This window comes from Corallococcus sp. AS-1-6, from assembly GCF_020037015.1.
Classification (GTDB): domain Bacteria; phylum Myxococcota; class Myxococcia; order Myxococcales; family Myxococcaceae; genus Corallococcus.
Genome location: NZ_JAIQDE010000010.1, coordinates 226831 through 251629, shown reverse-complemented (window position 1 = coordinate 251629; position 24799 = coordinate 226831). Strand labels below are relative to the sequence as shown.

General features: G+C 67.7%; 27 protein-coding genes. 23 read left to right on the top strand and 4 right to left on the bottom strand.

Features of this window, described 5'->3' with window-relative positions; all coding sequences use genetic code 11:
* Nucleotides 1-590: 590 nt before the first annotated feature.
* The 21 genes from K8612_RS16675 (at nt 591) to K8612_RS16575 (ending at nt 16232) form a co-directional block, all read left to right on the top strand.
* The gene (locus K8612_RS16675; protein ID WP_223762995.1) at nt 591-1517 is read left to right on the top strand and encodes a hypothetical protein; all 927 of its coding nucleotides are present in this window, start codon (nt 591-593) and stop codon (nt 1515-1517) included.
* Between the two features lie 673 nt (nt 1518-2190).
* Entirely contained in the window at nt 2191-2445 is a 255-nt protein-coding gene (locus K8612_RS16670; protein ID WP_223762994.1) for a hypothetical protein, read from the top strand.
* Nucleotides 2446-3302: 857 nt separating this feature from the next.
* On the top strand, nt 3303-3566 hold the full coding sequence (locus K8612_RS16665; RefSeq protein WP_223762993.1) for a hypothetical protein: 264 nt from the start codon (nt 3303-3305) through the stop codon (nt 3564-3566).
* A 338-nt stretch (nt 3567-3904) separates the two neighbouring features.
* Nucleotides 3905-4474, top strand: a complete 570-nt coding sequence (locus tag K8612_RS16660) for a terminase small subunit (RefSeq protein WP_223762992.1) — start codon at nt 3905-3907, stop codon at nt 4472-4474.
* Entirely contained in the window at nt 4471-6027 is a 1557-nt protein-coding gene (locus tag K8612_RS16655; RefSeq protein ID WP_223762991.1) for a hypothetical protein, read from the top strand. The genes K8612_RS16660 and K8612_RS16655 overlap by 4 nt, the downstream gene beginning before the upstream one ends.
* Nucleotides 6027-6521, top strand: a complete 495-nt coding sequence (locus K8612_RS16650; protein ID WP_223762990.1) for a Mov34/MPN/PAD-1 family protein — start codon at nt 6027-6029, stop codon at nt 6519-6521. The genes K8612_RS16655 and K8612_RS16650 overlap by 1 nt, the downstream gene beginning before the upstream one ends.
* Nucleotides 6518-7054, top strand: a complete 537-nt coding sequence (locus K8612_RS16645) for a hypothetical protein (protein ID WP_223762989.1) — start codon at nt 6518-6520, stop codon at nt 7052-7054. The genes K8612_RS16650 and K8612_RS16645 overlap by 4 nt, the downstream gene beginning before the upstream one ends.
* Nucleotides 7051-8529, top strand: coding sequence for a DUF4055 domain-containing protein (locus tag K8612_RS16640; protein ID WP_223762988.1), 1479 nt, complete (start codon nt 7051-7053; stop codon nt 8527-8529). The genes K8612_RS16645 and K8612_RS16640 overlap by 4 nt, the downstream gene beginning before the upstream one ends.
* Nucleotides 8526-8693: a hypothetical protein gene (locus tag K8612_RS16635; RefSeq protein ID WP_223762987.1), complete on the top strand. Its 168-nt coding sequence runs from the start codon at nt 8526-8528 to the stop codon at nt 8691-8693. Before K8612_RS16640 ends, K8612_RS16635 begins: the two co-directional genes overlap by 4 nt.
* Complete coding sequence (locus K8612_RS16630) at nt 8690-8908, top strand: hypothetical protein (RefSeq protein WP_223762986.1); 219 nt, start codon at nt 8690-8692, stop codon at nt 8906-8908. The genes K8612_RS16635 and K8612_RS16630 overlap by 4 nt, the downstream gene beginning before the upstream one ends.
* On the top strand, nt 8905-10104 hold the full coding sequence (locus K8612_RS39575; RefSeq protein ID WP_223762985.1) for a minor capsid protein: 1200 nt from the start codon (nt 8905-8907) through the stop codon (nt 10102-10104). Before K8612_RS16630 ends, K8612_RS39575 begins: the two co-directional genes overlap by 4 nt.
* Nucleotides 10105-10133: 29 nt before the next feature.
* Nucleotides 10134-10886 carry a hypothetical protein gene (locus K8612_RS16620; protein ID WP_223762984.1) on the top strand — a complete coding sequence of 251 codons (753 nt, stop codon included), beginning with the start codon at nt 10134-10136 and terminating at the stop codon, nt 10884-10886.
* Nucleotides 10887-11054: 168 nt separating this feature from the next.
* On the top strand, nt 11055-11972 hold the full coding sequence (locus tag K8612_RS16615; RefSeq protein WP_223762983.1) for a major capsid protein: 918 nt from the start codon (nt 11055-11057) through the stop codon (nt 11970-11972).
* A 125-nt stretch (nt 11973-12097) separates the two neighbouring features.
* Nucleotides 12098-12520, top strand: coding sequence for a hypothetical protein (locus K8612_RS16610; RefSeq protein ID WP_223762982.1), 423 nt, complete (start codon nt 12098-12100; stop codon nt 12518-12520).
* Nucleotides 12521-12541: 21 nt separating this feature from the next.
* Nucleotides 12542-13033: a DnaT-like ssDNA-binding protein gene (locus K8612_RS16605; protein WP_223762981.1), complete on the top strand. Its 492-nt coding sequence runs from the start codon at nt 12542-12544 to the stop codon at nt 13031-13033.
* Entirely contained in the window at nt 13030-13416 is a 387-nt protein-coding gene (locus K8612_RS16600; RefSeq protein WP_223762980.1) for a hypothetical protein, read from the top strand. Before K8612_RS16605 ends, K8612_RS16600 begins: the two co-directional genes overlap by 4 nt.
* On the top strand, nt 13413-13832 hold the full coding sequence (locus tag K8612_RS16595) for an HK97 gp10 family phage protein (protein WP_223762979.1): 420 nt from the start codon (nt 13413-13415) through the stop codon (nt 13830-13832). The genes K8612_RS16600 and K8612_RS16595 overlap by 4 nt, the downstream gene beginning before the upstream one ends.
* On the top strand, nt 13829-14248 hold the full coding sequence (locus K8612_RS16590; RefSeq protein WP_223762978.1) for a phage tail terminator-like protein: 420 nt from the start codon (nt 13829-13831) through the stop codon (nt 14246-14248). Before K8612_RS16595 ends, K8612_RS16590 begins: the two co-directional genes overlap by 4 nt.
* 30 nt (nt 14249-14278) lie before the next feature.
* Nucleotides 14279-15427, top strand: coding sequence for a phage tail tube protein (locus K8612_RS16585; protein WP_223762977.1), 1149 nt, complete (start codon nt 14279-14281; stop codon nt 15425-15427).
* 47 nt (nt 15428-15474) lie between these two features.
* Nucleotides 15475-15930, top strand: a complete 456-nt coding sequence (locus tag K8612_RS16580; protein WP_223762976.1) for a hypothetical protein — start codon at nt 15475-15477, stop codon at nt 15928-15930.
* A gap of 47 nt (nt 15931-15977) precedes the next feature.
* Nucleotides 15978-16232: a hypothetical protein gene (locus K8612_RS16575; RefSeq protein ID WP_223762975.1), complete on the top strand. Its 255-nt coding sequence runs from the start codon at nt 15978-15980 to the stop codon at nt 16230-16232.
* Nucleotides 16233-16249: 17 nt separating this feature from the next.
* Here K8612_RS16575 and K8612_RS16570 read toward each other — a convergent pair whose 3' ends face one another.
* Nucleotides 16250-17011, bottom strand: a complete 762-nt coding sequence (locus K8612_RS16570) for a hypothetical protein (RefSeq protein WP_223762974.1) — start codon at nt 17009-17011, stop codon at nt 16250-16252.
* A 121-nt stretch (nt 17012-17132) separates the two neighbouring features.
* Between K8612_RS16570 and K8612_RS16565 the strand changes: the two genes are divergently transcribed.
* Both K8612_RS16565 and K8612_RS16560 read left to right on the top strand, forming a co-directional pair.
* Nucleotides 17133-20855: a phage tail tape measure protein gene (locus K8612_RS16565; protein WP_223762973.1), complete on the top strand. Its 3723-nt coding sequence runs from the start codon at nt 17133-17135 to the stop codon at nt 20853-20855.
* 152 nt (nt 20856-21007) lie between these two features.
* Nucleotides 21008-21931 carry a hypothetical protein gene (locus K8612_RS16560; protein WP_223762972.1) on the top strand — a complete coding sequence of 308 codons (924 nt, stop codon included), beginning with the start codon at nt 21008-21010 and terminating at the stop codon, nt 21929-21931.
* Nucleotides 21932-22385: 454 nt separating this feature from the next.
* On the opposite strand, the gene K8612_RS16555 is transcribed toward K8612_RS16560, so the two are convergent.
* From K8612_RS16555 to K8612_RS16545, 3 genes are all read right to left on the bottom strand, one after another.
* Nucleotides 22386-22634, bottom strand: a complete 249-nt coding sequence (locus K8612_RS16555) for a hypothetical protein (protein WP_223762971.1) — start codon at nt 22632-22634, stop codon at nt 22386-22388.
* Between the two features lie 325 nt (nt 22635-22959).
* Nucleotides 22960-23178, bottom strand: a complete 219-nt coding sequence (locus K8612_RS16550) for a hypothetical protein (protein ID WP_223762970.1) — start codon at nt 23176-23178, stop codon at nt 22960-22962.
* Between the two features lie 318 nt (nt 23179-23496).
* Entirely contained in the window at nt 23497-24108 is a 612-nt protein-coding gene (locus K8612_RS16545; protein ID WP_223762969.1) for a hypothetical protein, read from the bottom strand.
* Between the last annotated feature and the right edge of the window lie 691 nt (nt 24109-24799).

Here is a 24799-nt window from a genome sequence, read left to right as displayed (position 1 = left end):
GCCAGCGGCCCGCCCCGTCCCCTTAGGCGGGGGGCCATCTACGAGCACCAGGGACTCGACTGTGTCGCCGCTGCGGACCCTTCCACTGGCATCCTCTGCCGGTACTGCATGGGGGACGGTGCGATGGTTACGGAGGAGGATCGGCGTGCTCTTGCGCTGCGCTGCGACCGGCATCCCGGCGTGGTGATCAGTGGCGCCCTGGATGTCGTCGCGCACAACCCGAGAACGCGGTGACGTCCCGCGCCTGCCCTCGCAGCGCCGGACATGGTCACCTGCCATGCCCGAAGCTACAGTGTCCGGCCGACGTCGCGCTCCCACATTGCTTCCACGAGGATGTCGATGGGGCCCGCTTCGCCCGGGTCGTCGTGTTGGGCACGCCGTCGCGGTGGGCGTGGCGGCTGTGGGTGCCGGTCCGGGCTGCCGGACCCAGGGAGAAGTAGCTGGAGGGTGCTGCTATGGCTTGTCCGCAGGGGATGACCGTAGCGCGTTCGGTTGGGTGATACTGATTTCCAGCTATCCTGTGAAGATGCAGTGATGAAGTCGATTCGAAGGGTAGCGCGAGAAGGTCATGGTGAGACTATGATCTATCCATGAGCGAATCTCCAGGAGGGGTGAGAGAGGTGTCACCAAGCGAGTACCTGGCTCTGATGAAAGAGCCATTCGCACGGGCACGTCAGCGTGTTGGACTCATCGCGTTACTCAGTGGGAAGAGTAAGCTAGAGGGAAAGGGCACTGCTTTCTTTGCCAGGGTTGGAGGAAGGGATCTCGTCTTTACAGCCCGTCACGTAGTTCGTGTCGAGCGTGAAGAAGTGCCTCCAATTACATGGCCGTTCACGCCTTATCTCGTACGACTTATGGTCTTTTCGGCGGATTCCAACCCTCAGGCGGGGAGCCAGCCAATAGGGTTTACGCTCAGCGAGGGCGATATTGTCTGGGAAGACACGAGGCTGGATGTAGTGGCCTTTGCGGCTCCTGATGCTCTTATTAAGAGTGGTGCTTGTATCTTTCTCGATGCAGAACTAGCCAAGGATGCAGAAGTCCTCCAGGTGTTCCGTAATAGGCCTGAGGAGGAGCAGAAGCGGTTCGCGTGCTTCATCTCAGGTTTTCCCAACCTGACGCACGACCAAGATCCCATAACGCAGATGAATATGGTCGGCTGTGTTCATGCGCCCGTATCTGTGCGCAGAATGCCTGATGCGGTGTGGGATGGTTGCGGTGAATTGGCTCCGCAAATCGATGTTGAGATTGAGATTGGGTATGATATGCCCAAATTGCCCACTGAGCTGGGGTTCGTTGCCGAAAGATGGGGAAGGCTTTTGGATAGTGTAGCGCCCGATGAGCGACCGCTTATTGGGGGATTTAGCGGAGGACCTGTGTTCCTCTTGGGAGCGAAGGGCGAAACAGTTCTTGGGCTGCTCAAGGAGGGGGGACCTCGCTTCGAAGATCACGTCGGAGGCTGGTTGTCTCCTTGGGATGATGTTCTTTCGCAGATGCGCATGAGATTCCTGGTGGAATGAAGCACCAGGATTCGCGCAGTTGCTTGGGACTGGCGTTTCACAACCGCTGAACGTCGGGCAATAGTTGCCCTGTTGGCTGTGGTGGTGACTTTGCGTGCATACCCGCCAGACGTGAGGCGAAATTAGTGTGTCACGGCTGCCTGCCGCCCAGTCACATGCTCTGACGATGGGTGTTCCCGCGACGCCGCGCCACGACACCGGCGCTGCTCGGGACACCTCATGCGGCAGCGGCGCGGGCAGTCCATGTCGGAGCCGCTGCGCGAGCCCTACGCCACGACGGGGACAGGCTGACGGCTGCGTCCTTGGCCTACGGCGAGGCGGACGACGGAGACGAGGAGGACTTCTTCCGCGCGAAAGGTCGGCTCCGATGAGGCCGCCAGCGCGTTCCGTGCAGACGGGCCTGGAATGAGGCACGGTGAGGGAGCATGGCCCGATGCCGCAAACCACCAGAGGACGAGGGCCCGGAGCCGCAGTGCCTCGGTCCGGACCAGCCGGAGGGGCTGCCGCCCGCGCAGCTGCGGCGCCAGCAGCGAGCGAAGGCGCTGGATCTGCTTCGTGAAGGGGGGCACCACAGCGCCGTCCTGGAGCGCTTCCCTGCCTCACCTACGCGGGGCTGCCGAATCCTTGAAGCGCACCGCCGGACCCGGTCTACGCCGCAGGTGATGCTGCGAGGATGGAGACCAACGACGGCGTGGCCACGCTCAAGCCCTGGGAGACGGTGGACTTCCCGCACTTCGTGGGCGTGCGGCACCGCGGCGGCGAGTGGAGCACCATCATCCTGAAGCCCTCGGGGCAGGAGATCGATGTGGCGAGCCTGGGCGGACGGCGCGTCGTCCTCCACGGCAACGGCATCGAGTTCCTGGACCCGCTGCCGTCCGCAGGCGCGCAGCCGGTGCCGCTGAAGCCCAAGACGCCGGAGACGGTGTAGCCGTTTCCTGCCTGCCGGATTTGCAGCTGGCGAAGGGCGGCGGTCATTGACGCCCTGTGCCTGCCCCGCGAGCGCGGGGACCTGCCGTGCCCGATGCCGGGGTACCAGGCGGGCGTGGTGCTCCCGCGTGGTTTCCACGCGGATCCAGACGGTAGGAACTGGGCCCGTATCCTCGTCCCGGGGCAACCCTCGCGGTGGGGGTGGAAGCCGTGGGGCCAGATCCGGGCGGGTACTCCCAGGGAGAAGTAAGTGGAGAGGGGGCGGGGGCCGGCATCGCCGCCCGCCCATTGGCTGGTGGCTCAGCTCTCGGCGGTCGCGGCCTGCTCCGCCTCTGGACGGCCCTCGCGACACACCGGCGCGGTGTCTTCGGTTTGCTGGGACGCGTTCGCGGTAACGGAATCAGACGCCTCGTCACCGGGGCTCGGAGCTCCGCAGTATCCCTCCTTCTCGCAGGTCGATGTGCGGAATCCCACGGCGCAGAACGTGTTGCAGGGCTTGGAGAAGCACACGTCGTCGCACTGAGGAGGGAGGGCGAAGCTGGTGGCGGGGAGCAGCGAGAGAAGAGAAGCGGCAGCGAGGAGAGGACGGAAGCGCATGCGGGGACTCCGTTGCAGGGGTGCGCGTGAATGCTGCCCCTGAGGGAGAAGCCCTGGAATCGTGGCAAACCGCTAAACCCGATTCTGGCTGACTCTCTTCCGAGCGCGCACCTCGTGCGGACCCTGCGGAGCTGCGGCACAGTAGGCGTGACCATGTCCTCCTGCCGCCCTCAGTGCTGCGAAGGTGACTGCACCCGCTCAGCGGCGCCACGGCATCGTCGCTGCCACGCACACCTCATGCGCCAGAGGCGGCGTCAGCCCATGTCGGAGCCGCTGCGCGAGCCCTACGCCACGCCTTGGGAGCGGCTGACGGCTGCGGCCCTGGCCTACGCGGAGGCGGACGACGGGGACGAGGAGGACTTCAGCCGCGCCCAGGACAGGCTCCGAAAAGCAGCCCAGGCCTACGCGCAGAAGGAGTCGCCCCCGGCATCCGAGGTGGAGGCGGCCCCCCGCGCCCCGCGGAAGCGGCCGGAGCCGGAGGGGCAGCTGGCGCTGTGGGGCGACGACGTGGACGGCCAGGGCTGAGGCTGAGCGCGTCATCCGCGCGGCCCGGTTCCCTTGGGCTGCGGCCGAGGTAGTCGCAGTCCGAGCAGTGCCAGTCCTTCGTGCCCGGGACCCGGGATGCGTAGGTGTGCGGACAGGTACTGAGCCTCTCGGCGCGCTGGCGCAAATCCTCCAGGCCAGAGCACCAGTGGCCTGCGGAGGGCCGGTTGTGGGTGCGGCAGGCGGGGCAGTAGCGCGGATCGTCGGACACGGCTTCTCCATGGGGACGGCCGGCGGAAAGTCGCCGGTACCCATGAAGAAGGGCCGGCCTCCCGCGCCAGCGCCGGACGTTGTCCACGCGACACCGGAGACTCGGCGGCGTGGGAAGCACGCCTCCTCGCAAGCCCAGCACGCGCTCCAGCCGGAAGACGCCGGCGGATGAGTCGCGCGACCAGGTCCTGACGGCGAAGCAGGAGCGCTTCGTCCAGGAGTACCTCCTCGACCTCAACGCCACCCGGGCCGCCCGGGCTGCTGGCTACTCGGAGCGCACCGCCGAGTCGCAGGGCAGCCGCATGTTGAGGAATGTCAAGGTGTTGGAGTCCGTGGCGGCGGCCCAGAAGGCCCGTGCCGAGCGCGTCGAGGTGAAGTCGGACGACGTCCTGCGCGAGCTGCTCCTCATCGCCCGGACGGACATCGGTGACGCCTTTAGCCCCACCGGGGCGCTGCTGCCGCTGAAGCAGATGCCGGCCCACCTGCGCCGGGCCATCTCCTCCATCGAGGTGGAGCAGCTCACTGTGGACGGGGAGGCCATCGGCACCGTGGCCAAGGTGAAGCTCTGGGACAAGCCGAAGTCGCTGGAGCTGCTGGGTAAGCACCTGCGCCTCTTCGTCGACAAGGTGGAAACCACCGTCCAGTTCAGCCACGAGGACGCGCTGGGGGAGCTGGAATGAGCGCCCGCGCCCGTCGCCGCGCGGCCGAGCCGCCCCACCAGGGAGCGCGCCGCAAGCCCCTCTCCCCGCGAGAGAAGGCCATCCGCCAGCGGCTGAAGGACGACTTCCCGCACTACGCCTCGCGGTGCCTGCGCATCCGTCCGAAGGAGGTGACGGGCGGGGAGTTGCCGGCGCTGAAGCTCAACCGCGCGCAGCTGTACATCCACGAGCGGCTGGAGGCGCAGCTGAAGCGCCGGGGCTTCGTGCGCGCCATCGTCCTGAAGGGGCGCCAGCAGGGCTGCAGCACGTACGTGGAGGCCCGCTTCTACTGGAAGGTGAGCCACCTGAAGGGCGTGCGCGCCTACATCCTCACGCACGAGGACGCGGCGACGGTGAACCTCTTCGACATGGCGAAGCGGTACCACGACCATGTCCCGGCCCTGGTGAAGCCGTCGACGAGCGCCTCCAACGCGAAGGAGCTCCTCTTCGACAAGCTGTCCAGCGGCTACAAGGTGGGCACTGCGGGTGCGAAGGGGACGGGCCGCTCCTCCACCATCCAGTACTTCCACGGCAGCGAGGTGGCCTTCTGGCCGAACGCCGCGACGCACATGCGCGGCGTCATGGAAGGCGTGCCGACGGCGCCCGGTACCGAAGTCATCCTGGAGAGCACCAGCGACGGGCCCCAGGGCCTCTTCCACCACCTGTGCACGGCGGCGCAGAAGGGGGAGAACGACTTCGAGCTCATCTTCGTCCCCTGGTTTTGGCAGGAGGAGTACCGGCGGGAGGTGCCGCCGGGCTTCGAGCGCACCAGCGAGGAGGAGCGGTACGCTGCCCTCTGCCGCGAGGCGCACGGCTTCGAGCTGGACGACGCGCAGCTTGCCTGGCGCCGGGCGAAGATTTCCGTCTACGAGAAGGGCATCCACGACTTCCGCCGCGAGTACCCGGCGACGGTGAAGGAGGCCTTCCAGGCGGCTGCCGTGGGCGCCCTCTGGACGCAGGAGCTACTGGACAACTGCCGCGCCGAGCTCCCGAAGGACGCCGAGGGCAATCCGCTGCCCATGGTGCGCGTGGTAGTGGCGGTGGATCCGGCCGGCGGCGACGGGCCCGACAACGACGAGGTGGGCATCGTCTGCGCCGGCAAGGCCAGCAACGGCCACGCCTACGTGTGGCTGGATGCTTCGGGGAAGTACTCCGCAGAGGGCTGGGCAGCGAAGGCGCTGGCCCTCTACGAGAAGGAGCGCGCGGACGCCGTCGTGGGTGAGAAGAACTACGGCGGCGACATGGTGGAGACGAACGTCCGCACCAAGGCGCGCGAGATGAAGAAGCACGTCACCGTGAAGGTGGTGACGGCCACGCGCGGCAAGGCGAAGCGCGCGGCACCGGTGGCCGCCCTTTACGAGCGCGGGATGGCTCACCACGTGGTGCGCCTTCCTGCCCTGGAGGACGAGCAGACGACATGGGTGCCGGGCGAATCGGGCTGGAGCCCCAACCGCATGGACGCGGTGGTGTGGGCGCTGACGGAGCTGATGCTCGGCGAGGGCACGGCCACCTTCCAGGTTGGGAGCTACCGGTGATGGCCTGCCCGCTGCCGACCGCGTCCGCGCCGGACCTCTACGTCTCCGACGGCTACCGCGTGCGCCTGGCGCCCGGCGTCCTGGCCAAGGCCCTGCGCCTGGCGCGCGTGCGCGCCCCGCTGGAGACAGGCGGCCTGCTGCTGGGCGACGTGGTGGACGGCGAGGCGCACGTGCTCACCATCACCGGCCCTGGGCGGCGTGCCGTGCACGGCCGCGTGGGCTACGACGCGGACCGCGCCCACGACAACCGCCTCCTGGCCCGGGTGTACCCGCGCCTGCGCTACCTGGGCGACTGGCACACCCACCCGGGTGGGCCCGCCAGGCTGTCGCGCACCGACGAGGCCTCGGTCCGCGAGTCCCTCCGCGCGAACAGGCCGGAGGTGCTGCACCTGCTGCTGTCCGGCCCGTCCGCCATGCAGGGCCACGTGGTGGCGAGCGTCTTCGCCGCGGTGCTCGGCGAGCCGGCCATCCGCCGCATGGAGGTGGTGTCGTGACGTGCATTGCCGGAGTGGTGCACCAGGGGCGTGTGTACGTCGGCGGGGACAGCGCCGGCTCCAACAGCTGGCAGTTGGTGGTGCGGAAGGACGCGAAGGTGTTCCGCAACGGCCCCTACGTCCTCGGCTTCACCACCTCTTTCCGGATGGGACAGGTGCTGCGCCACGCCTTCCGGCCGCCGACTCCGCCCCGCCGGAGGAGCGCCCTGGAGCGCTTCATGGTGGTGGACTTCGTCGACACCTTGCGCGCGACGCTGAAGGAGGCGGGCTTCGCGCGCCACGGAAACGGGCAGGAGCACGGCGGCCACTTCCTGGTGGGCGTCGCCGGCCGCCTCTTCACGGTGGAGGACGACTACCAGGTGGGCGAGTCGCGGGACTCCTTCGCTGCCATCGGCTGCGGGGCGGACGTCGCTCGTGGGGCCCTCTTCGCCACCAAGGGCGAGAAGCCGGCGGAGCGCGTGCGCACCGCCCTGCGCGCGGCGGAGCGCTTCAACAACGGCGTGCGGGGCCCCTTCCTCGTGGTGTCCGGATGAGCGGCGCCGCCGACGTCAGCACCCCCAGCAGCGCCTACCGGGCCATGCAGCCCGCGTGGGCCCTCGTCCTCGCCCTCCTGGGCGGCACCGGCACCATGCGCGCCGCCGGGCGCACCTACCTGCCGCAGTACCACGCGGAGGAGGACGCGGCGTACAAGGAGCGCCTCCAGCGCGCCGTCCTCCTCAACGTCTTTGGCAAGACGGCGCGCAACCTCGCCGCGAAGCCCTTCGCCAAGCCCGTGCGCCTGGGCGACTCCGCGCCGGAGCCGCTGCGCGTCCTGGTGGATGACGTGGACAGGCAGGGCAGCGACATCACCGCGTGGGCCCGCGGCGTCTTCCGGGACGGCCTGGCCAAGGGCCTCGCCCACATCCTCGTGGACTTCCCGGTGGTGGACCCGGAGACGGTGAAGACGCTGGAGGACGAGCAGCGCGCCGGCCTCCGCCCGTACTTCGTGCACGTCTCCGCCGAGTCCCTCATCGCCGCGTACGCGGAGACGGTGGACGGGGTGGAGGTGCTCACCCACGTGCGCATCCGCGAGAGCGAGACGCGCCGGGACGGCTTCGAGGAGGTGCTGGTGGAGCGGGTGCGCGTCCTCGAGCGCGACTCCTGGGCGATTTACGAGCGTAGCGGCACCAGCGAGTGGAAGGTGGTGGCGGGCGGCCGCAGCACGCTGGGCTTCATCCCCCTCGTCACCTGGTACGCCGGGGAGCGCACCGCCTTGTGTGCCGCGAAGCCGCCGCTGATGGACCTGGCGGACAAGAACGTGGAGCACTGGCAGTCCGCCAGCGACCAGCGAAACATCCTCAACGTGGCGCGCTTCCCCATCCTGGCGGCTTCCGGGCTGGAGCAGGACCGCGGGGAAGGGGAGGGGCGAGGCTCGGGGAAGGTGACGGTGGGGCCCCACGCCCTCCTCACCACCAGCAGCCCGCAGGGGAAGTTCTACTACGTCGAGCACACGGGAAAGGCGATTGAGGCCGGCCGGCAGGACCTGGAGGACCTGAAGGACGAGATGGCCATGCTGGGCGTGGAGCTCCTCGTCCGGCGCTCCGGCACGCCCACGGCCACCGAGAAGTCCATCAACACGGCGCAGTCGCACAGCGAGTTGCAGGCCATGGCGGAGTCCTTCAGCGACGCGCTGGAGTTGGCCTTCTACTTCGCGGCCCGGTGGCTGGGGTTGGAGGTGGAGGACGCGAAGCTGAAGGTGGAAGTGCACACCGACTTCGGCATCTCCGAGGCTGACGCGCAGGGCCTGGACGTCCTCTTCAAGGCGCGCGCGGCCCGGGAGATTTCCCGCGAGGCCTTCCTCGCGGAGCTCAAGCGCCGCGGTGTCCTCATGGCCGACTTCGACGTGGAAGCGGACGGGGAGCGCTTGGCGAGCGAGGGGCCCGCGCTGGGCAGCCTGCGCACGGCGCCGGCAGCTGGCGGCCAGGTGCCCCCGGGCCAGCAGCTTCCCGCCGGTGGGAGGGCTGCATGACGCCCGCCCTGCGCGCCCGCCTCTGGCGCTTCGTCCACAACGTCATCGCCCACCCCCTCATGGAGGCGCTCCCCGAGGCGTGGGGGGATGCGCTGCATGACTGGACGGCCCGGCGGGCCTTCATCGAGTTGGGCTCCGGCTCGAGCCCAGGCGGTGCCCAGTGAAGCTGCTCCATGACGAGACGCTGTGCGCGGCGGGACTCCTTGGGGAGCGGCTGCCGTGCCTCACGGAGGACTTCGCGCGGGCCGCCCACTGGTTCCGCTCCAACCGTCGCGGCGCGCGGAAGGTACGCCGCCGCCTGCGCGAACTGCGTCAGGCACGGCTTGCCCGCGAGCAGCGCATCACCGCACGCGCCCAGGTGAAGTGGGGGGAACGGTGAGCCCCGTCCGCCCCACCGCCAACGAGGAGCTGCTGGAGCGCTCCGTCGCGCACGCCGTCCAGCTGGAGCGCTACAAGGCCGGCGTCGCCCGGCGCGTGGTGGCTCTCCTCAACGACACGGAGGAGCGCCTCACGGAGCAGCTCGCCGCGCGCCTCCAGGCCATCGAGGCCGCGGGCGGGTACGACGCCGGCCGCGAGACGACGGAGCGCATCGCCGGGCTGCTGTCCGAGGTGCGCACCCTCCGGGCCGGGGCCTACGCCGCCATTTCCAGCACGCTGCAGGAGGAGGCCGCCTCCTTCGCTGCGTATGAGGCGCGGTGGCAGGCGGCCCTGTTGGAGGAGACGCTCATCGTGGACGTCTCCATCGCCGCGCCCACCGCGGAGGTGCTGGAGGCGGCCGTCTTCTCGCGGCCCTTCAACGGCGCCGTCTTCGAGACGTGGGTGGCCGGCATGGAGCCGGCGGACCTGGCCCGCATCGAGCGCACCATCCAGGCGGGCGTGGTGGAGGGGCGGACGACGCAGCAGATTGTCCGGGACCTCATCAGCGGGGACGGGGCGCTGGAGGGCAGCCGCCGCGGCGCGGAGGCAGTGGCGCGCACCGCCCTCAACCACGTGGCCACCCAGGCCCGGGAAGAGGTGTACCGGGCCAACGAGGACCTGGTGCGCGAGGTGCGCTGGGTGTCCACGCTGGACGGCCGCACCACGCTGCTGTGCGCCTCCCGCGACGGCCACACCTTCCCGGTGCGCGGGGGCCCGCGCCCGCCCGCCCACTGGCGCTGCCGCAGCACCACCATCCCCGTCATCGACGGCGTGCGCCTCGTGGGCGACAGGCCCACCGTCCGGGACACCCGCGACAGGCGGAACCGGGAAATCGACTTCCGGGCCGAGGCGAAGGCCAAGGCGGGCGAGGCCTGGAAGGACATGACGGAGAAGGAGCGCGGCGCGGCGGTGAAGCGCATCCGCGAGCGCTGGGCCAAGGAGAACATCGGCTCTGCGCCCAAGGGCCTGTCCTACGAGGACTGGCTGCGCCGTCAGCCCACGAGCTTCCAGGACGAGGTGCTGGGCCCCGCGCGCGGGCGCCTCTTCCGGGACGGGGGACTTCGCCTCGGCAGCTTCACCGACGCTAGCGGCAAGACGCTCACCCTGGACGAGCTGCGCGCCGCCGAGGCCGCCGCTTTCAAGAAGGCACAGATGTAGCGGCCCGCCGGGCCGAGAAAGGCAGACACGTGGAATTCGAGTGGCAGCAGGAGTTGGACGCGCTGGACATCGTCCCGGAGAAGTTCCGCGGGCTGTACGCGAAGGGGGAGGGTGAGGGCGCGAAGTACGTCCTCGAGGCGGACCTGGTGAAGCGCATGGACACCACCAGCCTCAGCACCGCGCTGAAGAAGGAGCGCGACGCGGTGAAGGAGCTGAAGGCCCAGGTGGCCGGCTACCAGAAGCTGGGGAAGACGCCCGAGGACGCGGAGAAGCAGCTGGGAGAGCTGCGCGCGCAGCTGGCCGAGGCGCAGAAGGGGAAGGAAGGTGCGGCGGCGTGGGAGAAGCAGCGCGCGGAGCTGGAGGCCGGGCACGCGAAGGTGCTGACGGAGAAGGACTCCACCATCGAGCGCATGCGCTCCACGTACCACCAGCGCGTCGCCAACGCGGAGGCCCTCGCCGCCATCGCCGAGGCGAAGGGAAGCACGTCGCTGCTGTTGCCTTACGTCGAGCGTTATGTGAAAGTGATTGAGGAGGACGGTGACTTCTTGGCTCGGATTGTCGACGCGAAGGGTGAGCCTCGCGTCAACAAGTCGGGCGGCTACGTGACGACGCGAGAGTTCGTCGCGGAACTCAAGAAGAATCCGGACTTCGCCCGGGCCTTCGAAAGCTCGGGTTCCTCCGGCAGCGGGACGCCGCCGGGGGGCAAAACGGGCGGGACGCCCGGCGGTGAGAAGCTCACCTCTACGCAGCGCATCGCGAAGGGGTTGGCGGAGCTGAAGTAGCCGTTTCAGGTTCGCGGGATGCGGCCTGAAACACACCGGGCGGGATGCCCGGACGCAGTCACTCTCCTTCCAAACCAGACGCGTCCACCGGGCTTTCCCCAGCCCTCGCCGTAGCGCGTCCGCCCACTCGTCTTCTTTTCCCTCTCACGCGAGGAAGAAAGCCTTTCCATGCCTTCCGTCATCCTTTCCGAGGCGGCCAAGCTGTCGAACAACGACCTGGTGGCCGGCATCATCGAGAACATCGTCACGGTGGACCGCTTCTTCGGCGTCCTCCCCTTCGAGCCCGTCGAGGGCCCCGCGGCCGTCTACAACCGGGAGAACGTCCTGGGCGACGTGCAGATGCTGGGCGTCGGCGGCACCATCACCGCGAAGGCCGCCACCACCTTCACCCAGGTGACGAGTCCCCTGAAGCGCATCGTCGGCGACGCCGAGGTGGACAACTTCGTCGAGGCCACGCACAGCGACACCACGGATCAGGAGGCCGTGCAGGTGGCCGGCAAGGCCAAGGCGGTGGGGCGCAAGTACTCCAGCCTCCTCATCAACGGCACGGGCGCCAACGAGGAGTTCGTCGGTCTCCTGGGTCTCGTGAGCTCGGGCCAGACGCTGACGGCCGGCACCAACGGCGCGGACGTTTCCTTCTCGCTGCTGGACGAGTTGCTGGACGCGGTGAAGGCGAAGGACGGGAAGGTGGACTTCCTGATGATGCACGCGCGAACCATCCGCTCGGTGAAGACGCTGCTGCGCGGCCAGAGCGGCGCCGGCATCATTGAGACGCTGACGCTGCCGAGCGGCGAGGAGACGCTGGTGTACGAGGGCGTGCCCATCTTCCGTAACGACTGGGTGCCCACCAACCAGACGCAGGGGAGCAGCACCACCTGCACCAGCATCATCGCCGGGTGCCTGGACGACGGCAGCCGGAAGGTGGGCATTGCCGGCCTCCATGCGAAGAAGGCCATGGGCATCCAGGTGAAGGCGCTGGGTGAGTCCGAGTCGAAGGACGAGTCCATCACCCGCGTGAAGTTCTACTGCGGCCTCGCCTGCTACTCCGACCTGGCGCTGGCCGTCGTCAAGGGCATCTCCAACTAGCAGTGCGCGGCGAGGGCTCGCCCTGGGTACGCGCTGCGCGCGTGTCGTGGCGGGCTCCCCTTCGTGTTGCGCCGTCAACCTGGCGTCCGGCGCGTGCCGGGCGCTCCTTTTCCAAGGAGTCTTTCATGAGTCGAGTCATCGAAGTGGAGCTGGTGGGGCCCCGGTCGGGGCAGTCATGCGTGCTCGCCGGCTTCGAGTTCAGCCGCGGCGTCGCGCTCGTGCCGGCGGACGCGGGAGCGGCGCTCTCCATCCTCGCCACGTACCACTCGGCATACCCGCGCGAGTCGCGGGAGTACGAAAAGGCGCGGGATGCATGGGAGGACCGCCAGGCGTCCTCCGGCGGGAAGCTGACCACGGGCGGCGACCTGGTGGATGACCTCAAGGCCCAACTGGAGGCGGCCAACCGCGAGCGCGAGGAGCTGGCGGCCCGGCTGGCGCGCGCGGAGGGCGCCGGGAAGGGCACCAGCATTTCGGCCACCGAGGCGTCTGCCGCGCCCCCCGTCGAGGCCCAGGAGAAGCCGCCGAAGCCCGCCAAGGCGGCGAAGTAGTCCGCACACGAGGAGCTGCCCATGGCACTCGACACCACTCCCGGCGGCCCGCTCGCCGACTCCTACTGCGACGTTGTGGAGGCGGACGCCTACCACGCGGCGCGCGCCCACAACGACGCCTGGGCCGCCGCTGACGAGGCGGCGAAGGAGCGGCACCTGAAGTGGGCGACGTCCGTCCTGGACTCCCGCTGCGAGTGGGTGGGCGCGCGCGCCGACGCGGAGCAGGCCCTGGCTTGGCCGCGCCGGGGCGTGGTGCTGGATGGGTGCCCGCTGGCGGAGGGCGCCGTCCCCCGTCGGGTGAAGTCCGCGGTGGCGGAGTTCGCCTTCCGGCTGCTGGGGGAGGACTGGACGGCCGGCCTCGGGCCGGTGGTGGACGAGGGCGTGACGGTAGGCCCGCTGAAGACGTCGAAGGAGACGCACCGGCCCATCCCCTCCCAGGTGCTGGCCCTGCTGGGGCCCCTCGTTCAGGGCAGCCCCGGCGGGATCCGCGTCCACACCACGGTGCGCGGATGAGCGCCCAGGCCGACAGGTTGGCGAAGAAGGCCCTGGCGCTGGTGAAGCGCTTCGGCCAGCAGGCCACCCTCACGCGGGCCGGGCCGGGCACGTACGACGTGGCCACGTCGAAGGTGGTGGCCTCCACGACGGCGTACCCCGTCCAGGTGCTGGTGCAGGCGGACAGCGGCCAGGACAAGGAGGGCGACAGCCTCTCCGACGGCGGTACCACCCGCGCGGACCGGCGGAAGGTGCTCGTCGCGGCCAGCGGACTGCCGGTGGTGCCGGCGCCGGGGGACACGGTGGGCCCACTGGAGGGCCGCACCTGGCGCGTGCTGCGGACCGACCCGCCGACGCAGCTGGGCGGCACCCCCATCCTCTTCAACCTCCGGGTGTCCGCATGACGAAGGTGGACAGGCGCATCCGCAAGGGGGCCCGCTTCAGCAAGCAGGTGCAGGCCTTCGTGAAGGCCACCGAGGCGCGCGCCAACGAGGTGGTGCTCAAGACGGCGCTGGGCATCTTGGCCAACGTCGTCACTGCCTCCCCGGTGGACACCGGCCGCTTCCGGGGCAACTGGCAGGTGGGGCTGGGCGACAGGCCCGCTGGCACCGTGGACGCGGAGGACAAGGACGGCAGCGCCGTCGTCTCCCGCGAGGGCGCGAAGCTGGAGGGCGTGGAGCTGGGCGAGACCGTCTACATCACCAACAACCTGCCCTACGCCCGTCGGCTGGAGTTCGGCTGGAGCCAGCAGGCCCCGAAGGGGATGGTGCGCACCACCCTGGCCCAGGTGAATGAAATCCTCGAGGAGGCGGTGAAGTGAGCACCGTCCTCCTGGACATCCCCCGGGCGCTGGAGGCGCACGCTGCGGTGGTGCTGGCCCCCGTGGTGGGGGCGGACAACATCGCCTTCCCCAACGTCCTCTACGTCCCGAAGGAGGGTACGCCCTGGGCGCGGGTGGACCACCTGCCCGCGCGCACGGCCGCCGCCGGCCTGGGCCAGGACGCGCAGACTCGCCACCCGGGCGTCTTCCAGGTGTCCCTCTTCTTCCCCCTGGGCGAGGGCGCCGGGTCCGCCAACACCGCCGCCCAGGCCGTGTGCGACGGCTTCGCGCGCGGCACCTCGCTGCAGGCGGGCGCCACCGTCGTCCGCATCCAGTCCGCCTCCGCCGGGCCCGGCCTCCGCGAGGAGCCCTGGTGGCTGCGTCCTGTTTCCGTCTTCTGGCTCGTCCACGCGTAGCACCGTCGCCTCGCGCGACAGGAGAAACCCATGCCTTCCGCTTCCGGCCAGCGCACCGCGCTGCGCTTCACCCCCGAGGCCACCTTCGGCGTCGCGGCCAGCACCGCCTACAAGGCGCTGCGCTTCACCAGCACCGGCCTCAACCTCTCGAAGGCCAACTACCATTCCAACGAGATTCGCGCCGACAGGCACCTCTCCGACTTGCGTCACGGCATGGTGAGCGTCGGCGGGGACATCGGCGTCGAGCTCTCCCTCAGCACCTTCGACGACCTCCTGGAGGCCGCCCTCAGCGGCACCTGGGCCACGGCCACCACCGGCAGCGTCTCCCTCTCCGCGGACGCGGCCACGGGCGCCTTCGTGCGCACCACCGGCAGCTTCCTTGCGGACGGCTTCCTGCCCGGGGACCAGGTGCTGGTGTCCGGCTTTGCGGAGGCGGGCAACAACGGCCGCGCGCGCGTCGAGGCCGTCACCGCCCTGGGCCTCACGGTGGACCGGGAGTTGGTGGACGACGTGGCCGCCGCTGGCCGCACCGTGGCGCTGGTGGGCCGCCGGCTGAAGTCCGGCACCGTCCTGAAGACGTTCAGCTTCGAACGCGCCTTCACCGACATCGACCAGTACGCCCTCTACCGCGGCTGCGCGGTGGACAGTCTGAAGCTCTCCATCAAGCCGGAGGAAATCATCACCGGCACCTTCGCCCTGCTGGGCAAGGACATGCAGATGGCCACCGCCTCCCACGCGGCCACCGTTACGCCCCCGGGCACCAACAGCCCCTTCGACGCCTTCACCGGAAGCCTGCGCGAGGGCGGGCAGCTGGTGGCCAACGTCACGTCCCTCGACTTGGACATCACCAACGGGCGCTCCACGAAGGGCGTCATCGGCCAGCGCTCCGCCACGGAGATTCACGAGGGCGGCTTCGGCGTCTCCGGCACCCTCAGCGCCTACTTCATGGGGCAGGACCTGCTGGCGAAGTTCCTCGACGAGTCCGAGTCCTCGCTGGAGGTGGTGCTGCAGGACGTGAACGGGACGGACTTCCACACCCTCCGGATTCCCCGCCTCAAGTACACGGGCGGCGAGCTCGACAACCCCAAGGAGGGCCCCGTCCAGGTGTCCATGCCCTTCACCGCGCTGCTCGACGCCGCGTCCGGCGCCTCCATTCTCTACCAGCGCAGCAACGCGTAGCCCGCGGCCTGCGCAGCCCTTCCTCCCTTCACCACCAGGAGTCCCGCATGAGCACCGCCCCTGCCCCCTCCGGCTTCGACCTCTCCAGCCTCGTCCACCACGACACCCTCACGGTGGACATCCTCCACCCCGTCACCGGCAAGCCCACGGGCATGCAGGTGGAGGTGGCCGGCATGGACTCGCCGCGCTACCGCGACGCCACGCGCTCCCTCATCGACAAGGCCACCGCCAGCGCGCCGCGCGCCGGCCGCCGCGCTCGGCAGGAGGCGCCGCGGGACATGGAGGCCGACGCGCTGGAGCTGCTGGTGGCCTGCACCGTCTCCTGGACGGGCGTCCTGGAGGGCGGCGCGGCGGTGCCCCTCACGCCGGACAACGCCCGGCGCCTCTTCACCACCCACCCGTGGCTGCGTCGCCAGGTGGACGAGGCCGTCTCGGACCGCGCGAGTTTTTTCGAGGAGAGGGCGAGCGACTCCTCGACTTCGCCCGCCACGAATTCCGCCTGAGCCGCACCGACGCGGAGGGCGTCTCCGTCCGCGCCCATCTGGAGCAGGTGGAGCGCGCTACCGGGAAGCCTCCGCCGGAGTTGCTGGAGGCGCCCCCGCTGCCTGATGCCCTCGCCCACGTGTGGGGGTGGTTCGCCGAGCTGTCCAACGCCCGCGGCGCCGGTGCCTTCACCCTCAACCCCATCTCCTTCCCGGACATGGAGGCCTGGGTGCGCCTCTCCGGCCACCGGCCCACGGCCTTCGAGGTGCAAATCCTCCGTCGGCTGGATGAAGCATTCCTGGTTGAGGTCTCGAAGAAGTGAGGAGAGTGCACTCGCGGCTACATGCAGGCCGATGTGTTTTCAGCCCACTTACCGCCTGCTTCGCGACAAAGGATGTATGCACAGCCATCGCCACTGTATGAGCAGCAGGAGTATTCAAATCCTCCAGAGCACCCAGTAAGAGGGCGCCCATTGTGTGTTGCTGGTGGAGTGATGTTGCTTCTGTCTGGTTGTTTCGAATTTGCCTTGGTGGCGCTGGTTGACGATGGGGCGGCTGGCGCAGTGGGTGGTGATTGATCTTTGGAAATGGTGGGCTCTATTTGCTTGCTGAGTGCATGGCTCTTTCTGTCTTTCAGTGCGTTTTGGTGTTCCGTAATGAACTCCTTGATTAGTTTGTTGGCGGTTTCTAGCGCGCGCTTGGCTGCGAAGTCAGTGCGCGACTGGACCAGTTGAGAGGTCTCCCACGTTGTTACAAGGCGTCGATATTCAGTTCCAGTGATGGTGGCTGGTTGCGCGGCGGAGACGTTGATGTGAATCGCTGTTGTTCCATGGTTTTCCCAGGTGACTTCCTCAATTGATATGCTGAATAGTGATAAGCCTGCGGTTGTGTCCGCTCGATCGGCGGCGGGGATCGCTGCAAGCTTAAATGCGCCGTAAATTGTTTCCTCTAGGCGCGTCGATGAAAGTCCCTGTTGTGCAAGTAGTTCGGGAACGGAAGCGCTGACGCGAAACGCTGTAGCGTCGGCAAGATGGCCGAACGCGCTTCCTGCAAATGCGGTCGCCGAAAGCAAACCAATAAGAAATGCCACGAGAGCTTTCATGCTCCAAGGCCACCATATAGCCGCTGAGCAGTCCACTGGGCGCGTTGCCTGGGTGCGGCATGACCCTGCTGTTCGCCTCCCCCCGTTGTGACCGAGGACCATCATGTCTGGTGGCTTTGATTTGGCTGAGCTGAGCCTCCGCATCGACACCTCCGAAGCGAAGGAGGCCGTCACGTCGCTGGGCGGGCTGGAGGAGGCCGCCGAGAAGACGGAGCGGAGGACGACGGGGCTGGAGAACGCCACTGAGGCCCTCACCAAGGCGTTCGCCCGCGCGACGCGGAGCCTGGACGGCACCTCGAAGGCGCTGGCCGACATCCGGGCCGCCACCTCGCACCTCTCGGTGTTGGAGCAGTCCGCCGCGAAGATTCAGACGGCCTTCACCGCGACCGCGACGGCCACGGGGGCGCTGGAGGCCCAGCTCATGTCCCTCGGAGGCGCGGCCGGGAAGCTCCAGGCGACCCTGGCGGACACGTCCGCTCTGTCCCGCTTCTTGACGCACGTGGAGTCCCTCAACAAGCGCTTCGACGAGATGGGGAAGCAGAAGGAGGGGGTAGCGGATGCCCTCCGCAAGGCGAAGGAGGAGGCTGCGAAGGCGGAGCCCCCGGTGAGCAAGTTCGCGGACGGGATGAAGCGGCTGGCGGGCCAATTCCTCGGCGTCGCTGCGGCGGGCGCGGCCATCAAGAGCGCCACCGAGGAGGCGTTGCGGTTCAGCACGGCCATGGCCCAGGTCTCCACGGTGCTGGAGCAGGACCAACTCGGGATGATGGACGCGCTCACCGCGAAGGTGAAGGAACTGGGAAACCAGTTCGGGCGGACGCCCACGGATCAGGCCGGGGCCCTCTACGAAATCCTCAGCGCGGGTGCGAGCGACGCGGCGAAAGCCACGGAGTTGCTAACCGTGTCCAACAAGCTGGCCATCGGCGGCGTGACGGACGTGAGGACGGCGGCGGATGGCTTGACCGGTGTCATGGCCAGTTATGGGAGCCAGTTGCGCAACGTCACCCAGGCGGCGGACATGATGTTCGTCTCCGCGGCGGACGGGAAGACGAGCATCGAGGACCTCTCGCGCTTCATCGGTCGGGTGGCCCCCATCGCGTCCCAGACGGGCGTCAGCCTCGCGGAGTTGCTCGCAGCCACAGGCGCGCTGACGAAGAACAACATCCAGACGTCCACCTCCATGGAGGGACTGCGCGCCATCATCGCCGCCGTCGCGAAGCCGTCTCACGAGGCGGCGAAGCTCGCGGACGCACTCGGCCTGGAGTTCTCTGTCGCTGCGCTGAAGGCCAAGGGGCTCGCCGGCTTCCTCCAGGACGTGAACGAGAAGACGCGCGGCAGCACCGAGGAGATGGCCATGCTCTTCGGGGGCGTGGAGGCCCTGCTGCCGGTGATGACGCTCACCGGAACCGCCTCCGCAGACTTCGCGGCCTCGCTGAAGCACATGCAGGACTCCGCCGGGCGCACGGAGGCCGCCTTCAGCAAGATGGCCTCGACGCCGCAGTTCGCTCTCGACCAGCTCCGCGCGCGCTTCTCGGAACTCCAGGGCGAGGTGGGCGGCGACATCCTCTCCGCGACGGAGCCAAGCGTCCGCGCGCTGACGGAGAACTTCGAGACGGCCACCTACGCGGTGAAGCTTTTCGGTGAGTCGCTGGTGGTGGTGGCGGCGATGCGCGGGGCCGCGTGGGCCCAGGAGTGGGTGAAGGGGCTGGTGGCGAAGTCCACCGCGCTCACCCAGGCGCGCGAGTCCGCTGCAAGCGCCGCGCTCGCCGAGGCGAAGTACGCCCGAGCCGCCGACGAGAGTCGCATCGCCGCGCTCCGCTCGGCGCAGGCGATGCTGGAGAAAAAACTCGCGGCACTCCAGGCTTCGGCGGCCGTGGAGGGCAGCCTCATGTCGGCGACGAAGCGGGCCACGCTGGCTTCCACGGAGCTGGCGCTGGCGAAGGTGAGAGAGGCGTCAGCCATCGAAGGCGCGTCCCTGGCTGCACGCGCGGGGAAGACAGCCTTGGAGTTCATGGGAGGCCCCATCGGCATCATCACCGGCGCGCTCACCACGGCGGTTGCCCTCTGGCACGAGTACGGCAAAGCCGCCGAGGACGCGAAGGAGAAGACGCGGCAGTTCGCCCAGGAAAGCGGCGCCAACGCCGTCCGTGGCAGTCAAATCGCGGAGAACCTCATCCGCGAAACAAAGGCACTCAAGGACTACGAGCAGGCGCAGAAAGCGGCCACCATCGCCCGTACGGAGATGGCGTCACTGGGTGGGAGATATCAGGATGCCCTGAAAAGCGTTGGCGACTCCGCGGAGGATATCGTCAGGGTTTACGAAAGCCTTGCCATGGAAGATCGAGTGGCGGCTTTGGCCGAGATTGCGCGACTCGAAAAGGAGATCAATGACCCTGTTACCGGCATGAAGAGAAGGATTGTTGTCAATAGCGCCACTGTGCCAGGGAAAGGAGCGAATACTGCTCGCGACGTGCCGTTCTCAAAGATTCGCGCGGATCCGTACTACGCCGATGACATTGAGAAGTACCTCGCGCCCCTGGAGAAGGATCTCGGCATTCAAATGCAGCGTGCGGCCGACATCGAGAAGAGTCTTCAACGGGTTAGGGCGGCAAAAGCAGAGGACGCGAAGGCGAGCGCAGCCGAGGCGAAGGATGCCAGCGACCACTCGAAGGCTGCACTCAAAGAGGCGGAGCAGGAGGAGAAGGCCCGGGAGAAGCTGCTGAAGCGCCAGGAGCAGTGGCTGATGAATCTGGAGGAGGAGGCGCGCACCCTCGGCAAGACGAAGGACGAGGCGAAGGAGCTATCCGACGAGTACCGCTCGCTGAAGGACCCGAAGATGATCGCGCGGGCGGACGCGGCCATCGCGCAGATGGAGGCCCTCCGGAAGCAGAAGGAGGAGACGGAGCGGGTGAAGAAGGCGGAGGAGGAGCGGGCGCGCGTACTCCAGGGACTCAACCGCGAGCTGGGCAACCAGGACACGGAGAAGTACAGCCAAGCCCAGAAGCTCCTCCGCGAGGAACTGGAGGCCGGGCGCCTCAAGGCCGCGGAGTTCGAAGCGGCCATGAAGAAGGCCCGGGCGATGTGGACTCCCGAGGGCAAGGCCGAGGCCGCGTTGAAGACGGAGATGGATCAGCTCGCCAAGCAGCTCAACCCGACGGCGGAGCTGCAGAAGCGCCTGGAGATGGTGAAGCAGCTCTTCGCCGAGGGGCGCATCACCGCGGAGCAGTACCGGCAGGAGGTGGAGCGCCTCCAGGACCAGCTCCACGGCGGCTTCTCCTACACGAAGGAGATCGTCGGCACGGCCACGCAGCACATGGCGGACGCCTTCGCGAACTTCGTCACCACGGGCCGGCTGGAGTTCTCCGCCTTGGTGGACGGCATCCTGAAAGACTTGGCGCGGCTGGCGGCGCAGAAGGCCTTCATGGCCCTCGTCAACCTGGGCATGGACGCCCTCGGTGGCACGGTGTCGTCCGGCAGCGGCTCCACGCTGGTTGGCGGCGCGGACATGAGCAGCACCTACGGCTTCATGCTGGGCGGCGCGCACGCGGCCGGCGGTCCTGTCCGTGCGCAGCAGGCTCACCTGGTGGGCGAACTCGGGCCGGAGCTCTTCATCCCCTCCAGTTCCGGCCGCATCGTCCCCAACGAGGCACTGGGGGGCGGGGACGTGCAGATTCCCATCACCATCACCGTCAACGCGGACGGCTCTTCCCAGGTGAGCGCGTCAGGAGAGGGCGGGCGCGCGGAGGCGGAGCGTCTGGGGCGGCGCCTCGCGGACGCCGTGCGCAAGGTGATGCGCGAGGAGATGGCTCCCGGGGGAATGACGTACACGTTCGTCCGGGGGCGCTAAGCGGCTTGGTGGCCGCACCAGTCAGGACTCAGCCGCCGTGTAGGCCAAGGGGCTCTCCGGAAGGCACCGGCCCGCAGCCCCAGGACGGTTCCTGTGCGCATTTGCTGATGTGAGCTACACTTGGAAATAGTCACTGCTATTCTGAGACTCTAATGCAAGAGAAATCCCTAGGCGAGCCTACTTATATCCTCGACACATCGGCTATTCGGAGCCTAAGCGGTAAGTTGCTAGAGGCCGGAAAGACCAAGGGCCTCGACATTGCCGTTTCGCCGATCTCGTTCAGTGAACTATTTCGGCACCTCGGAAGCGATGATGGCAAAAAGATTGGTTTTGACAGTCTCGGACAAGTGCTCAAGCTGAAGCACGCGAGAATACTGCCTGATTCGTACTCAAGAACCGTTAAGGCATTTGACCCAGAGAGCGACGCAACGGATGAAGTCGCACGATTCGTAGAGTCGACGCTCGATATGCTTGGCTACGCGACACTTCCACCTGAACATGCTGAACTCCAGGAGCGCGTGCGTGGCGGCCTTCTGCTTGCTGCAGGACAGGCGCGAGAGCATCATCAGATGCAAAAGGCCTCCTTTCGGCAGATGGTTCACCATATTGCCGACTATCTCTCGCACTTGTTTCCGCCGGAAGGACTCAGACAGCTTCCTGACGAACTTTTTGTGGCTGCGTCTTCTGGCCCAGTTCTCAGAAGCTCATGGGAAGTCGCGGGCCGAAGCGAACTGTCGAGCGATGTCGAGATTCGAATGTGGATTAGGAATACGTACTTTTCGACATCATACCTTATTGCTCGGACGCGAGATTACATGCTTAAGGCTGGTAAGCCAGGAGCATCCCTTGCTATAGATTTAAATGACTCTGAAGATGCTGGTATTTGCGCTCACTTGTCGCTGACAGAGAAAAGCATTCTTGTCACAGGCGATCGTGGGACTGTGCGTGCCCTGCAGGAGGCATCGGAGCGGCTTGCCCGCCTTCTTAATGCACACTCGCTGAGTCCAGGACCAGTCTGGCCGGCAGCGCGCGTCCGAACCACTGATGAGTTCATTGAGGACGTCAAACGCCCCTAGTCGAAAACAGGGAGACCAAACCGGTTAAGTCAGTCGGCCCAGCTCCGCTCCTCAGGGCGGGGCCGACTCACTTGGCGAATGTCTACCGCGCCTGAGCCGGCCGTGCGTTCGCGGGCATTGGCCTCGGTGAAGGTGAAGAGGCCCAGGTTGCTCCGAAGCCTCACGGTGCCTGCCAAGCGCGCGTAGGCGCCCGTGAGGGAGGATGCCCGCCTGGGGCTCCAGGTACCCGCTTCTCACCGGCACGTCGCTCAGCACCCGTGACAGCCCCGCGGCGACGGCTACCCGTGGGGCGTCGTGGGGACCACCATCGCCAGGGGCAGCGCGGATGTGCTGCCCCTGGCGCCCAGCAGGCAACTCCCTGGCCCATGGGGAGTGCGTTGCGAGGTGATGATGGGCACAGCGGGCTCAGCAGGGAACAGGTGTCCCCCGGAGAAGGAGCTCGGCCCAGTGAGCGCTACAGCTTCGGCAACACGCTCTCGACTCGCACGTGTCGCGCGGCGTTGTCGATGCTGAGGACGGCATCGTGCTCGCCCAGTTTGATGACTCCCGTTCCGCCACTGCCGTGTCCCTCAACAGGTGCGCGCACGGGGGCATAAACATCCAGGCAGGTTCTGAGGTGGGTTTCGACGGCGGGTGGGAGTCGGGACAGTTGATCCTTCGCGGCAATGCTGAACTCGACGCTGTAGGGCTTGTTGCTCGTCACGCGGATGACCTCCTTTGTGTGGGAGAGGCCACTATAAGTAGGCGTCTGACATCCACCGTGGCAGCAGAACCTACGGACGTGGGTGGTAGCGTGCCGGCCGTACGTCCTCCATTGTCCGCTGAAGCACGCAGAGCGCGAGTCCGGGCGGGCGCCCAGCGCGTCCACGTCCACCGGGACACCTCGCCGGGCGGGCCGGGGACGGGCTCGCGGCGCCAGCGGCGTCCGCCCGGTCCTCGGTGGAAGCCGCGCTCGAGCGCCACGCTCGGAGGGCACCCAGGCACCGGGCACGGCAGGCCCTCGCGCTCCCGGGGGCAGGTGCAGGACGTCACAGCTCCAACTCCGCGCGCCACCCGGGGACGAACATGTCCAGCTCCGTGGACTCGAATCCGCCGCGTTGGGCAATGCGCTCCAGGGACTGGTCGGTGCCGTAGCGCCGCGAGTAGTCAGCGTAGGCGCGCTCAGCCAGGCTCCAGGGGGTGGTCCTGTGTAGCCCGGCCTTGATGTCCTTGTTGATCACGGGCAGCGGGAAGCGGCGCTCGCTCATCGCGCCGGTCCCGCATCCCGGCCGTCCGCGTCCCATTCGTACCAGCCGAGGCGCAGACGGCCCACTGCCTCATCGACGCGCGGCCGGGGGCTGCTGTCGTAGAGGAGTCCATCGAGTCACGGGCTCCAGGGCGCCCACCGCGCGCCCCTCGTGGTCCGTCACCGTCATGCGGCTTGGGTTGTTGGTCATGCCCTGGATGAAGGGGCGACTACCCATATGCTCCTTCGCCCGCCAGTTGACGTCGGGTGGGCCGTGCCAAGAGAAACGGTCGTAGCCTCCTCGCAGCACCCCAGCCGTCCGCTGACGGTGTCATCGCGTTCACGAGAGCGCGTTCCTGCGCTTCAGCTCTCCAGACTTATGCATCGCAAGAAGTGAACAGACATCATGATGGCTCTGCCAGCGAGCATTGTCGATTTGCGCTCGCCCGTAGACACAATCCATCATCACGTAGCTCGAATCTTCTTGCCCCGGCGAACGGTGCCCAACGTATCGAGCATACACGCCTTCCGGCAGGGCAATTACTAAGTTACCAACGGCATATGTGCCGGCAAGTTCATCTATGAACTCGACCAACTTGGCTGGCTCATAGATTTCGCATCGGCACTCCTCCTGCTCCGCAGATCCAATCGCTCGACAGCGACACCCTGTCGTCACCACGTTCATGACGACAAGACACCTGCTGGGGAAGTCGAGCCGGTAAATAACCTCGTAACCATCCAACTTCACACCCCTGATTGGACCCAAGTCGATGAACCCTGAACCCGGTCGGGATTGGGAGTCGCGGCTGAGGCCCGCTTCCTCCGAGGCTTCCTTCAATTGCCGGTCGACGCGCGTTCTCGTTGCTTGCGGCAGAGCGTCCAGCAGAAGCTTTTCGAACGGCGAGTTGACCTTAATCTCGTACGGCAGATGGGTTTGTGTATGGCCTGGCATGGCGACTTCCCTCCCGAGAGGTCGCCAACCTAGCGCTGTGTCCAGAGCGAGTGAACGGCCCCACGAGAAAAGGATCGAGCCTGAACTCGTGCACCCAGGGCGGGAGCGACCGCAATCTGGAGCACAGCCAGGCGGTGGCGCAGGGCCAGTTCATGCGTCCCGGCTAGATGGATCACGCTGAAAGGGGCTCGGCCGGCGGCGGATAGCCCCAGCGCGGGCCCCTCCCTACACCTGCGGTGGCGCCCGATCTGCTGTCCCTGCTGGAGGAAGCGGGCGTGAGTCCTGCGTTCCGCGCCGGGGACCGGAGAATGGCGACGGCTGATGGTGAGAGGGTTTCGTACCCAAGGCTCGGCGGACCGGTTGGGCGTGGCTGCTGGGAGGCTTGGGGACGCGAGAGGAAGCCAGAGGAAGCCGAAGGAAACGAAGCGCAACCGAACGGAACCCAGCGCAGCCGAAGCAGCAGAAGGCAAGAGCGAACAACGTCGTGGAGATCGTGCAGGTTCGCGTCGCCCCTCTCCGCACGCGAGCTGGCTACCGGACCGCGCACCTTCTTGGACGCCGGATGGGCCACGCGCTACAGGTCGCTCCAGGCCCCCGTGCAGGCCGTCCCCCTTCAGCCGCCACACGCCAGCTTCGGGCGGTGAGCGCCGCGTCCCACCCGGTGTTGCACGGCATCGAATGGGACGTGTCT